This is a genomic window from Limnohabitans sp. (genome assembly GCF_046052765.1).
Lineage (GTDB): Bacteria > Pseudomonadota > Gammaproteobacteria > Burkholderiales > Burkholderiaceae_C > Limnohabitans.
The window spans coordinates 11,790-24,349 of the sequence record NZ_JAVLFQ010000018.1; the positions used below are offsets into that span (position 1 = coordinate 11,790).

A 12,560-nucleotide genomic window follows, 5' to 3' on the forward strand; every position below is an offset into this window, starting at 1 on the left:
AAAATTAAATCGTGCGGGCGATTTCCTTGATTTCAAAGAACTCAAGTTGGTCACCCTCTTGGATGTCGTTATAGCCTTTGAGGTTCAAGCCGCACTCGAAACTTTCCTTGACTTCGCGCACGTCATCCTTGAACCGTTTAAGGCTCTCCAGTTCGCCGGTGAACACCACCACGTTGTCACGCAATAAGCGCAGACGCGCATTTCGACGCACCACACCATTGGTGACCATACAGCCTGCGATCGCACCGATTTTGCTGATACGGAAGACTTGGCGAATTTCGGCCATGCCAATGACTTCTTCTTTTTTGTCTGGCGTCAACATGCCTGACATGGCTGCTTTGAGTTCGTCTACAGCGTCATAAATGATGTTGTAGTAACGAATTTCGACGCCGTTGTTCTCAGCCAATTTACGCGCACCTGCATCAGCACGGGTATTGAAACCAATGATGACGGCCTTGGAGGCGATGGCTAAATTGACATCGGATTCGCTGATGCCGCCTACCGCACCATAAACCAATTGCACCCGGATTTCTTCGTTGGTGAGTTTGAGCAACGAAGTCGCCAGCGCTTCTTGCGAGCCCTGTACATCGGCCTTGATGATGATGGGCAGATTTTTGACTTCGCCGGAGCCCATGTCGGTGAACATGTTTTCCAGTTTGGCGGCTTGTTGTTTAGCCAGTTTGGTATTGCGAAATTTACCGGCACGGTAAGTGGCAATTTCACGGGCGCGACGTTCATCTGACAGCACCATGAATTCATCACCCGCTTGTGGCACTTCAGTCAGACCTTGAATTTCTACAGGAATGGAAGGGCCAGCCGATTTGATGGTTTTACCGTTTTCATCCAACATGGCGCGAACGCGACCAAAGGTTTGACCCGCCAACACCACGTCACCAGTTTTCAATGTGCCGGACTGAACCAAAATGGTAGCAACCGGACCGCGACCTTTGTCCAAACTGGCTTCAATCACCAGTCCTTTTGCCATCGCATCTATAGGTGCTTTGAGTTCCAGCACCTCGGCTTGCAACAGCACTTGCTCGAGCAATTCATCAATGCCCTGACCCGTTTTGGCTGACACGGGAACAAAAGGCGCATCTCCACCGAATTCCTCGGGGATAACTTCTTCTGCCACCAGTTCACTTTTCACGCGATCAGAATTGGCATCGGGCTTATCGATCTTGTTGATCGCCACCACAATAGGAACCCCTGCCGCCTTGGCATGCTTGATGGCTTCTTTGGTCTGCGGCATGACGCCATCGTCTGCAGCCACCACCAAAATCACAATATCGGTCGCTTGGGCGCCACGCGCACGCATGGCGGTGAACGCCTCGTGACCAGGTGTGTCCAAAAATGAAATCATGCCGCGCGGTGTTTCGACGTGGTAAGCGCCGATGTGCTGTGTGATACCACCGGCTTCGCCTGAGGCCACTTTGGCACGACGTATGTAATCGAGCAAAGAGGTTTTGCCATGGTCGACGTGGCCCATGACGGTGACCACTGGCGCGCGCGTCAACGACTCACCGTGGTGTGCGGATGCTTCTTCTTCAGTGAAGGCCTCGGGATCGTCTAGTGAAGCGATGATGGCTTTGTGCCCCATCTCCTCCACCACAATCATGGCGGTGTCTTGGTCCAAGGGCTGATTGATGGTCACCATTTGGCCCAGTTTCATCAATTGCTTGATGACCTCAGACGCTTTCACTGCCATTTTGTGGGCAAGTTCAGCCACGGTGATGGTTTCGGGTACGTGCACTTCGATAATGCGCGCCTCTACAGGTGCGGCTTGCACAGGGGTTTCTTCGCGGTCACGCTCGCGCTTGCCGCGAGGACCGCCACGCCAACTGTTGCGACCTACACCACCGCTGGCGTCACCACGGGTTTTGATTTCTTTCTTCTTGGCCTGTTCGTCAGCCCAACTGGATGACAACTTGGCACTCTTAACTTCCTTTTGACCTTCCTTGGTGGTGGTCGCACTGCCTGGCGCACGTGCAGGAGCGGTTGAACCTGCCGCGGGTTTGTGCAACGTGCCTTTGATGGCTTTGGGGTCTGGCGTGGCTGCTTTTTCAGCGACCACAGGTTTTTTAGTGACCAACACCTTTTTAGGTGTACTCATCATGGTGCGAATGGCTTCGGCTTCAGCCAAGGCGGTACGACGGCGTGAATCCAAATCTTTGGCTCGAACCGCGTCCTCCTCTGCACTGGCCTTGGCAACTGCTTCGCGTGCAGCCGCTGCAGCTTGTGCCTGCGCTGCTTGCTCGGCTGCTAGGTCTGTGTCATGGCTAAGCACAGGCGTAGCAGCCAGCGACTCTCGTTCTTTGGCTTCTTGTGCTTCACGTAAGCGACGTTTTTCAGCCAGTTCTTCTTCCTGACGGCGGATAAATTCAGCCTGCCGGCGGGCTTCCTCTTCGCGTCGGGCCAGCTCGGCCTGATCCAGAATAGGTGCGGCTGGCGTCACAACTTGCGGTGGGTCTTCAGCGTCGGTGGAATCAGCCTCATCACGCTTGACGAAGGTACGCTTTTTACGGACCTCCACCTGAATCGTGCGGGCTTTGCCAGTGGCATCGGCTTGCTTGATTTCAGACGTGGATTTTTTCACCAGCGTGATTTTTTTACGCTCTGACGTGTCTGTGCCATGGCTTGCTTTGAGAAAGCCCAGCAATTTCTGCTTGTCTGCGTCTGTCAGTGGGTCGTCAATGGACGATTTGGACACGCCAGCTGATGTCAGCTGTTCAAGCAACGTATCGGGAGATTTTTTGAGTTCCTTGGCAAACTCGGCAACCGTTGTGATGGTCATCTGTGGTGTTCCTCTTCATGACCGTTACGCTTGACCCGCGAACCAATGTTCGCGCGCCTTCAGGATCAAAGTTTTTGCTTCATCTTCAGACTGACCAGTGATATCCACCAGTTCGTCCACCGCCAAATCGGCCAAATCGTCACGGGTATGCACACCACCCACGGCCAACTTGGCAATCAACTCGGCATCCAGGCCTTCCAGGTCTCTCAGATCCTGAGAGACTTCCTCAACACTTTCTTCCATGGCAATTTCCATGGTCAATAAAGCATCTTTGGCACGGGCCCGCAATTCATTGACTGTGTCTTCGTCAAAACTTTCAATTTCCAGCATCTCCTGCAAGGGCACATAGGCCACTTCTTCCAGACTGGTGAAACCTTCTTCAATAAGGATGTCGGCGACTTCTTGGTCCACATCCAGCTTGGCGACAAACAACGCTCGCAAGCCTTCTGTTTCATTGGCAGATTTTTGTGCAGACTCGGCTTCATCCATGATGTTGATTTTCCAACCGGTCAAATCGGATGCCAAACGAACATTTTGTCCGCCACGGCCAATGGCCATCGCCAAGTTTTCGTCGTCAACCACCACATCCATGGCGTGTTTTTCTTCATCCACCACGATAGAGGAGACGTTGGCTGGTGCCAAAGCGCCAATCACAAACTGAGCCGGGTCTTCGCTCCACAGCACGATATCAACGCGTTCACCAGCGAGTTCGTTGGTGACTGCGTTCACACGCGTTCCGCGCACACCGACACAAGTACCGATGGGGTCAACACGTTTATCGTGGGAAAGAACGGCGATCTTGGCGCGTGAGCCTGGGTCGCGGGCACAGGATTTGATTTCAAGCAAGCCTTGTTCGATTTCAGGCACTTCCTGACGGAACAACTCGATCATGAATTCGGGTGCTGAACGAGACAAAATAATGGGCGCACCGCGTAAAGTAGTGTCGACTTCCATGATCATGGCACGCACACGGTCTGCATTGCGTAGATTTTCTTTAGGGATCATTTCGGTGCGGCGCAAACGGCCTTCTACCCGACCGCTTTCGACAATGATGTCACCCTTGTCCATGCGCTTGACGCTGCCGACAAAAATTTTGTCACCGCGTGCCAAAAAGTCGGACAACAGCATTTCCCTTTCGGCATCACGGATTTTTTGCAGAATGACCTGCTTGGCAGCCATGGCACCAATGCGGCCAATCGGTAAGGAAGGAATGCTCTCTTCGATGTATTCGCCGACTTCGATGTCAGCCAGACGCTCCTTCGCGTCCATCAGCATTTCTTCAGCATCCGGATTTTGCAAACCAGACTCATCTGAGACCACCATCCAACGGCGAAATGTTTCGTATTCGCCAGAATCGCGGTCGATAGAAACGCGAATATCTGCGTCTTCCACTGTATTTTCTTTGTCTGCTTGCAGTAATTTTTTGGTTGCTTGCGCCAGCGCGGATTCCACCGCACCGAATACCAGGTCACGCTCGACATTTTTTTCGCGGGAGATGGCATCTACCAGCATCAGCATTTCGCGGTTCATGATTCATTACTCCTGTTCTCAGCGGACCTGCGGCCCTTGAAATTCACAATCGGCACCAGTCTGGCGTCACGCAGTTCACTCAAGGTGAACTGCAACGCTTGCACTGGCAAGTTTTTAGAGGCCCGCGCTGGCCGCATACCCGGCTTGCTCGGCGGCTCATCACGCCAAGTGATTTGCCATGTCAAAGGGGTATCAGTGATTTCCAATACACCCCGGAATTTTTTTCGGTTAGCAGCCACCAAGCCACCTGCCGCTGCCCCCATGGGCGCTTTCAACGTCAAGTCGATTTGCTCACCGACAAAACGCAAAAAATCTTGTTCTGAACGCAATGGACGGTCAATGCCGGGAGAAGAAACCTCCAGACGACTGTAGGTGGTGCCTTCTACTTCAAGCACGAACTGCAGTTGCCGTGTGACTTTTTCGCAATCCTCGACCTGAACAAACTGCTCAGGCAGACCGGCTTGCCAAGGCACATCGATAGTGACGCGCAACAACCCGCCAACTGATCTCTCAACCTCGACCAACTGGTAACCCAGCCCGCTGACGGTTTGTTCAATGATGTCTTGCAATGCCACGGCTTTTCACCCGACCAAAAAAAACGGGCGGTTGGGATGTCCGCCCGTTATCGTTCATTTGCCTGCTATTGTAACCGCTAATCAGACCGTCTGGCCAGCCGTTGGGTATGAAGACGCCAAAAGACTGCGTGTGTAATCGGACTGCGGGAAGCGGGTCAGGTTGTCGATACTGCCTGACTCAACCACCACACCGTCTTTAAGCACAAGCACATGGTGCGCCATCGCCTGAATCACTTCAATGTCATGGGTAATCAGCAAATAACTTAAACCCCGCTCGCGCTGCAAGCTTTGTAGCAGTCCGAGCACTTGTTTTTGAATCGATACATCCAAAGCGCTGGTGGGTTCGTCCAATACCAGCATGCGCGGCTGCACAATCAAGGCACGGGCTATCGCCAGCCGTTGTCTTTGGCCACCAGAGAATTCGTGCGGATAACGCGCCAACAAGCCCGGGAACTGTTCCTCGTCCATGCCGACTTCGCGCAAGGCTGTCAGCACCTTGACCTGCCTGTCCGCCGCATTGAGCTCGGGCGCATGCACCCATAAACCTTCACCCACAACTTCTTCGACTGTCATGCGCGGCGACAGCGAAGAAAAAGGGTCTTGAAATACCACTTGTATAGCGCGGCGCAAGGGCAAATCGGCAGTGGCTTTTGACTGCCATTGCTGCTTTTCGATCTGCAGCTCGCCTTGGAAGGGGATCAAGCCAAGCGCGGCCAGTGCCAAAGAAGACTTTCCTGAACCTGATTCACCAATCACGCCCAAAGTTTGTCCCGCCTTGAGGGTGAAATCAGCACCTTGTAAAGCGACGAACTGAGCTTGGCCAAACCAGCCACGCCAGCCAGGGCGCGGCACCGGGTAAACCACTTTCAGACCTTGGGCATGCATGCGCACCTCGGCATCCTCTGCGGGCTCAAACACATTTCGCTCGGGTTGGCTGTCAACCAGACGGCGCGTGTACGCATGTTGTGGGTGACTCAAGACTTTGCTGACATCCCCATGCTCAACCAAATAACCGTTTTCCATCACCAACACGCGGTCAGCAAATCGCCTCACCATGTTCAAGTCGTGTGTGATGAGCAAAATCGCCATGCCGTGCTTTTGTTGCAAGCTGTCAAGCAAATCGAGTATTTGACCGCGCAAAGAAACGTCAAGCGCCGTGGTGGGCTCGTCGGCAAGCAACAGTTTGGGTTCGCCCGCCAAGGCCATGGCAATCATGGCGCGTTGCCGTTGTCCGCCGGAGAGTTGATGCGGGTAACTGTTGACACGACGCTCAGGCTCGGGGATGCCGGTGTCATTCAACAGTTCTATGGCGCGAGACCAGGCTTGTTGGCGGCTTAAGCCTTTTTTAAGCCCCAACACTTCCGCAATTTGGTCGCCAATGGTAAACAAGGGGTTTAACGCAGTCATGGGCTCTTGAAACACCATGGCGATATCGCTGCCTCGTATGCCCAGCCATTCGTGTTCCATGAACTTCAAAAGATCGCGCTCTTGAAAGCGAATTTCACCGCGAACCCATGCACCACGGGCGAGTCCAAGAAGACTCAGCGCTGTCACGGTTTTTCCCGAACCGGATTCGCCCACCAGCGCCAACTTTTCACCTGCATGAATATCAAATGAGACGCCGTGGACCACTTCACGTCCTTGGAAAGACATATTCAAGTTATGCACTTTCAAAAGAGTTTTCATGAGCTACTCTCCTGGTGCAATTTGCGTGGATCCAAAGCGTCACGCAACGCATCCCCCATGAATGTCAAGAGCAGCAGTGACAGCACCAGCACACCAAAAGTAGAGATGGAAATCCACCAGGCATCGATATTGGTTTTGCCTTGGGACAGCAATTCGCCCAAGCTGGGTGTGCCGGGCGGCACGCCTAAACCAAGAAAATCCAGACTGGTCAAAGACAAAATAGCCGCACTCATACGAAACGGAAGAAACGTCACCACGGGTGTCATGCTGTTGGGCAACACATGACGCCAAATAATGGACCAGTTGGACAAGCCTAAAGCACGCGCAGCACGTACGTAATCTAACTGGCGGTTGCGTAAAAACTCAGCGCGTACATAGTCTGACAAGCCCATCCAACCGAACAAACTGAGCAAGATCAGTAACAAGCTGACGCTAGGCTCGAAAACCGCCGAAAAAATGATCAGCAAATAAAGCTCTGGCATGGCACCCCATATTTCTATGAATCGCTGCATGGCCAAGTCAGTCTTGCCGACAAAAAAGCCTTGAACCGCACCTGTGACTACACCCAAAAGGGTACCCGTGACCGTCAATGCCAACGCGAACAACACCGAGATGCGAAAACCGTAAAGTAATCTGGCGAGCAAATCACGACCTCGGTCATCGGTGCCCAGCCAGTTGTCTTCAGAAGGCGGGGCCGGGTTGGGTTCTTTGGCAAAGTAATTGAGGGTGCTGTGATGGTAAGGATTGATGGGGTAAATCGCCCAATTGCCGGGTTGCTTGAATTGCTGGCGGATGAAGGGATCGAAATAATCGGTCGGGGTTTCAAAGTCGCCGCCAAACACCGTTTCAGGTGGGTTTTTCAGTATGGGGAAATACAACTTGCCCTGGTAACTGGCCACCAAGGGTTTGTCATTGCTGACCAACTCTGCCGCCAGGCTGACGACAACCAAAATTGCAAAAAGAATCAGACTGACAAAACCCAAGCGGTTTCGCTTGAAACGTCGCCACGCCAACTGCGAGGGTGAAAGTGAAACTGTTGCCATGGGGTTCAATCGAATTTCACGCGCGGGTCCACCCACACGTAACAAAGGTCACTGATCAACTTGGTGACCAAGCCAATCAGGGTAAATAAATACAAAGTGCCCAGTACCACCGGATAGTCACGACGCATCACGCTTTCATAACTGAGTAGCCCCAGACCATCTAGTGAAAAAAGGGTTTCTATCAAGAGAGAGCCCGTGAAAAAGGCGCCGATGAACGCAGCTGGAAAACCAGTCACCAAAGGAATAAGCGCATTGCGCATCACATGCTTCCACAGCACTTTGCGCTCAGACAGTCCTTTAGCACGTGCAGTCAGGACATATTGCTTGCCGATTTCTTCCAAAAAAGCATTTTTTGTCAGCATGGTGGTCACCGCAAACGCACCCAACATACTCGCCGTCACAGGCATGGCGATATGCCACAGATAATCCACGATTTTGGCGCCTAAGCTCAACGTGTCCCAATTGCTGGAGGTCAGACCACGCAAGGGAAACCATTGCAACTGCCCGCCAAACACAACCAGCAAGGCCACGCCGAGCACAAAGCCTGGTATCGCATAACCAACCAACACCACCAGGCTGGTCAAGGTGTCAAACCGGGTGCCTGCGCGAACCGCTTTGGCAATACCCAAAGGCACAGACACCAAATAGCTGAGAAAGAATGTCCACAAACCCAAACTGATGGATACCGGTAATTTTTCTTTCACCAGTTGCCAGACATCCTTAGGATAGAAAAAACTCTTTCCAAGGTCGAAACGCGCAAATTGCCCCAGCATTTGCATAAAGCGCTCAAGCGGTGGTTTGTCAAATCCATAAAGCGCTTTGATTTCAGCAATACGCTCTGCGTCCACGCCTTGGCGACCGCGGTAACCAGCGCCGCTGACTGTCGCGCCCTCGCCGCCTGAGTCGCGGCCTTGCAGTTGCGCCACCATTTGCTCCACAGGGCCACCAGGTACAAATTGAATCACCACAAAGGTCAATAAGAGTATGCCAAACAGCGTGGGAATCATGAGCAGCAATCGTTTCAGTATGTAACTTAGCATGTCATTCGTGTCCTACAAGGTTGGCGGTGCTTCCCCACCAAGTGGAAGTGACCCAAAACTCGGGTTGGTAATAACGCGGCGTGATGTCGGGCTGCTCAAAACGACCTTGGCGCCAAGAAACACGGTGCACACTGCCATACCAATGCGGCACCGCGTAATGGCCATGACGCAGCACCCTGTCCAAGGCCTTCAAAGAAGCCACCAATTGGGGCCGAGATTGAGCGGCTACCACTTTATCGAGCAAGGCATCCACAGCGGGATCTTTCACACCAATGACGTTACTTGAACCCTCGGTGTCAGCCGCCTTAGAACCAAAACGCTCAAGCAATTCAGTGCCAGGGGCTTCACTGCCGCCTATGCGGTTGCTGATAATTTCAAAATCAAACACATCCATGCGTTTTTGCAAAACCGCAAAGTCAATGACTTTGTAATTCACCTTGAATCCAAGTTTTTCAAGATTTTTTGCATAGGGTGTGACTACCCGCCCCATGGACCCAGAGTTGTCCAAAAACTCAAGCGTAAAAGGCTCGCCTTTGACATTGCGCAACGCACCTTCCTTGTATGTCCAACCGGCCTGTGCCAGCAAATCGCGGGCTTGACGCAAGTGGTCTCGTAACGTGTGGCCCGACGCGGAATCTAGGCTGGTTTGTGGCGGCAGTGGCACTGTTTCATTGAATATTTCGGGGGATAGTTTGCTACGCAATGGTTCCAGTAAATTCAGTTCATCTGACTCAGGCAGACCTTTGGCTTCGAAATCACTACCCACGAAATACCCGCGCACACGCGTGTAAGCCATGTAGAACAACTGGCGGTTCATCCATTCGTAATCCATGGCCAACGCGATGGCTTGGCGTACCCTTTTGTCTTGGAACTTGGGCAGGCGCGTGTTGAACATAAAGCCTTGAAAGTCTCCGGCATTGCCATGCTTGAGTTCTTTTTTGATGAGTGTGCCGTTGTCAAACAATTTGCCTTTGTAGCCGCGTGCCCATTCGCGGGCCACAAATGCTTGTATGTAATCGAATTCACCCGCTTTGAATCCTTCAAACTGTGCCGTCGTGTCCTTGTACATCTTGTAAGTGATGCGGTCGAAATTGAACATGCCTTTGCGCACACCCAAGTCACGCGCCCAGTAATTGGGGTCGCGCACATATTCAATGTCTTTGCCGAAATCAACCTTGCCTATTTTGTAAGGGCCTGAGCCAATAGGAATATCTGTAATGACTTGATCCAAGGGTTTGTCAGCCCCCCATTTTTGGCTGAAAACAGGCATGCCACCAACGATCAACGGCAATTCAGCGTTGGCTCTTTTGAAATCAAACCGCACTTCTCGATCATTGATGACGGCTATGCTTTTGACTTCATTGAAATAAGTGCGAAATTGAGGTGCAGCCTGCTTGCTGGTCAATCGATCAAAAGAATATTTGACATCAGCGGCCAACACCGGGTCGCCATTGTGAAACCGCGCCAAGGGGTTGATCTTGAAAGACACAGAGAGTTTGTCTGCGGCCACAGTCACATCCTCGGCAATCAAACCATAAGCGGTAGTTGGCTCATCGAAATTACCCACCAACAAGGTCTCAATCATCAAACTGCTGAGGGCTGGAGGCGCCGTTCCTTTGAGGGTGAAGGGGTTGTATTTGTCAAAACTGGATGCTCTGGAAGGGGACACCATATCGATATGACCTCCTTTGGGCGCAACCGGGTTGACATAGGAGAAATGTTTAAAACCTGGTGGATATTTGATGTCGCCAAATTGAGCGTAGGCATGGCCCGCCTGCACCGGTAGGCTGAACAGGAAAAGGGTGATGATCAGGAAAATTCGCATGCGACAATTCTGCAAGATTTTTCAGGAGCTTCCACGTGCATTCAAAATCAGGGTTTTTGGCAGGCAAAAAATTATTAATCACCGGCGTTTTGTCTAACCGTTCCATAGCGTACGGGATTGCCAAGGCCTGCCATGCGCAAGGTGCTGAGTTGGCGTTTAGCTACCAAGGCGAGCGATTCAAAGAGCGGATCACCGAATTCGCCGCCGATTTCGGTTCTTCTTTGGTGTTTGATTGCGATGTGTCCAGCGACGAGCAAATTGCCGCGCTGGTCAGCGGCCTCACCGCTGTATGGCCCCAGTTTGACGGATTTGTTCACGCTATCGGCTTTGCACCGCGAGAAGCCATCGCTGGCGATTTTCTGGACGGCCTGAGCCGTGAAGCCTTTGCGATTGCCCACGACATCAGCGCTTACAGTTTCCCCGCCATGGCCAAAGCGTTTTTGCCTCATCTCAATGACAATGCTTCGCTGTTGACACTGTCCTACCTTGGCGCACTGCGCAATGTCCCCAATTACAACACCATGGGTTTGGCCAAGGCCTCATTGGAAGCCTCGGTACGGTATCTTGCAGAATCATTAGGCAGCAAAAAACGCGGCATGCGTGTCAACGGCATCAGCGCAGGCCCCATCAAAACCTTGGCGGCATCGGGTATCAAAGGCTTCGGCAAAATACTGGAGGTGGTGGCGTCTCAGTCCCCTATTCGTCGCAACGTGACGATTGAAGATGTAGGTAATGTGGCAGCATTTTTGCTCTCAGACTTGGCCGCTGGCGTGTCTGCAGAAATCACGTATGTTGACGGCGGCTTCAGTCAAGTGGTGCCTGGCATAGCAGAGTGACAAAACAAGCCGAATCTGTCATTGGCTTGGGATTTATTCAGCGCTGGTAACGCAAGCATTGGGTTAGCGATGGCTGCTTTGTGCCAGTGCTTCACCAGCCAGGGTGGCGACATCACGAGCTGGTAAATGCTTTAACTTGTGATCACTCCATACTTGTCGCCATTTGCGTGCTCCTGTTTGTCCATGACGCAAGCCCAACATATGACGGGAAATAGCAAACCAGGGCACGCCTGACTTTGCTTGCTTTTCCATGTAATCCACCATCTGCGCTTCAACTTTGTTGTGTGTCAGTCCCAATGGTTTATCGCCTAAAGCCTCGTCCCACTGGCTCAATATCCAAGGATTGTGATAGGCCTCACGTCCCACCATGACGCCGTCATTTTGCTGCAAATGCAACCTGATTTCTGGCATGGAGGTGATGCCGCCATTCAGCACAAAAAATAGAGCAGGAAAATCTTTTTTTAACTGCAACACCCAGTCAGGTTTAAGTGGCGGCAACAGACGATTATCTTTGGGAGAAATGCCATTTAACCAAGCATTACGAGCATGAACAATGAATGTACGGCAGCCGACGCTGGCCACCGTCCCCACGAAGTCGCGCACAAATTCATAGCTTTCGATGCGATCTATTCCGATGCGATGTTTCACAGTGACCGGCACAGACACCACATCCAGCATGGCTTTCACGCCCTCAGCAACCAATTTCGGCTCAGCCATCAGACAAGCGCCAAATGCGCCGCGCTGAACCCGTTCAGAAGGGCAACCACAGTTCAGATTGATTTCGTCATACCCCCACTGCTCGCCCAGACGTGCGGCTTTTGCCAAGTCAGCTGGCTCACTGCCCCCGAGTTGTAAAGCCACTGGATGTTCTTCTTGATTGAAGTCCAAATGTCGGGCTTGATCACCATACATCAGGGCGCCAGTGGTCACCATTTCGGTATAAAGCAACGCACGTTGGGTTAAGAGTCTGTGAAAGTAACGGCAGTGTCTATCTGTCCAGTCCATCATAGGAGCTACTCTGAGTCTACTGACGGGCTGATGAGCGGAAGTTAGTTTTGTCATTGAATGTATGCGGATGGACAAAGCTGGCTAAAAAAGAAAGTTCACGACATTACTCAAAGCAATTACTCTGGTCATGCTTTTCCAAATTCGCTGTCTTATTCTCGCATTAGTTGGTTTTTGATGTTCAATACATTAACTTTATGATGTAAGTAATTGATATTTGTATATTTAT

9 protein-coding genes are annotated in these 12,560 nt (G+C 51.9%); 1 reads left to right on the top strand and 8 read right to left on the bottom strand.

Annotation, left to right across the window (positions count from 1 at the left end):
* Window positions 1-4: 4 nt before the first annotated feature.
* From infB to AC9UG7_RS01615, 7 genes are all read right to left on the bottom strand, one after another.
* Window positions 5-2,791, bottom strand: coding sequence for a translation initiation factor IF-2 (gene infB, locus AC9UG7_RS01585; RefSeq protein ID WP_509583421.1), 2,787 nt, complete (start codon window positions 2,789-2,791; stop codon window positions 5-7).
* Window positions 2,792-2,815: 24 nt separating this feature from the next.
* A complete protein-coding gene (nusA, locus tag AC9UG7_RS01590; protein WP_509583423.1) occupies window positions 2,816-4,321 on the bottom strand; it encodes a transcription termination factor NusA in 1,506 nt (501 codons plus the stop codon).
* Window positions 4,318-4,896 carry a ribosome maturation factor RimP gene (gene rimP / locus AC9UG7_RS01595; RefSeq protein ID WP_509583425.1) on the bottom strand — a complete coding sequence of 193 codons (579 nt, stop codon included), beginning with the start codon at window positions 4,894-4,896 and terminating at the stop codon, window positions 4,318-4,320. Before rimP ends, nusA begins: the two co-directional genes overlap by 4 nt.
* An 81-nt stretch (window positions 4,897-4,977) precedes the next feature.
* Window positions 4,978-6,582 (bottom strand): ABC transporter ATP-binding protein, encoded by a 1,605-nt coding sequence (locus tag AC9UG7_RS01600; protein WP_509583427.1) that lies wholly within the window; start codon window positions 6,580-6,582, stop codon window positions 4,978-4,980.
* Window positions 6,579-7,625 carry an ABC transporter permease gene (locus tag AC9UG7_RS01605; protein WP_509583429.1) on the bottom strand — a complete coding sequence of 349 codons (1,047 nt, stop codon included), beginning with the start codon at window positions 7,623-7,625 and terminating at the stop codon, window positions 6,579-6,581. Before AC9UG7_RS01605 ends, AC9UG7_RS01600 begins: the two co-directional genes overlap by 4 nt.
* A gap of 5 nt (window positions 7,626-7,630) precedes the next feature.
* The gene (locus AC9UG7_RS01610) at window positions 7,631-8,665 is read right to left on the bottom strand and encodes a microcin C ABC transporter permease YejB (RefSeq protein WP_509583431.1); all 1,035 of its coding nucleotides are present in this window, start codon (window positions 8,663-8,665) and stop codon (window positions 7,631-7,633) included.
* A 1-nt stretch (window position 8,666) separates the two neighbouring features.
* Window positions 8,667-10,490 carry an extracellular solute-binding protein gene (locus AC9UG7_RS01615; protein WP_509583433.1) on the bottom strand — a complete coding sequence of 608 codons (1,824 nt, stop codon included), beginning with the start codon at window positions 10,488-10,490 and terminating at the stop codon, window positions 8,667-8,669.
* A gap of 35 nt (window positions 10,491-10,525) precedes the next feature.
* Between AC9UG7_RS01615 and fabI the strand changes: the two genes are divergently transcribed.
* Window positions 10,526-11,326 carry an enoyl-ACP reductase FabI gene (fabI, locus tag AC9UG7_RS01620; protein WP_509583435.1) on the top strand — a complete coding sequence of 267 codons (801 nt, stop codon included), beginning with the start codon at window positions 10,526-10,528 and terminating at the stop codon, window positions 11,324-11,326.
* Between the two features lie 63 nt (window positions 11,327-11,389).
* Here fabI and dusA read toward each other — a convergent pair whose 3' ends face one another.
* Entirely contained in the window at window positions 11,390-12,388 is a 999-nt protein-coding gene (gene dusA / locus AC9UG7_RS01625) for a tRNA dihydrouridine(20/20a) synthase DusA (protein WP_509583437.1), read from the bottom strand.
* Window positions 12,389-12,560 lie beyond the last annotated feature (172 nt).

Coding starts and splice junctions, on each gene's coding strand:
- infB (WP_509583421.1), bottom strand. CDS start 2,791: ATGACCATCACAACGGTTGCCGAGTTTGCCAAGGAACTCAAAAAATCT.
- nusA (WP_509583423.1), bottom strand. CDS start 4,321: ATGAACCGCGAAATGCTGATGCTGGTAGATGCCATCTCCCGCGAAAAA.
- AC9UG7_RS01600 (WP_509583427.1), bottom strand. CDS start 6,582: ATGAAAACTCTTTTGAAAGTGCATAACTTGAATATGTCTTTCCAAGGA.
- AC9UG7_RS01605 (WP_509583429.1), bottom strand. CDS start 7,625: ATGGCAACAGTTTCACTTTCACCCTCGCAGTTGGCGTGGCGACGTTTC.
- AC9UG7_RS01610 (WP_509583431.1), bottom strand. CDS start 8,665: ATGCTAAGTTACATACTGAAACGATTGCTGCTCATGATTCCCACGCTG.
- AC9UG7_RS01615 (WP_509583433.1), bottom strand. CDS start 10,490: ATGCGAATTTTCCTGATCATCACCCTTTTCCTGTTCAGCCTACCGGTG.
- dusA (WP_509583437.1), bottom strand. CDS start 12,388: ATGACAAAACTAACTTCCGCTCATCAGCCCGTCAGTAGACTCAGAGTA.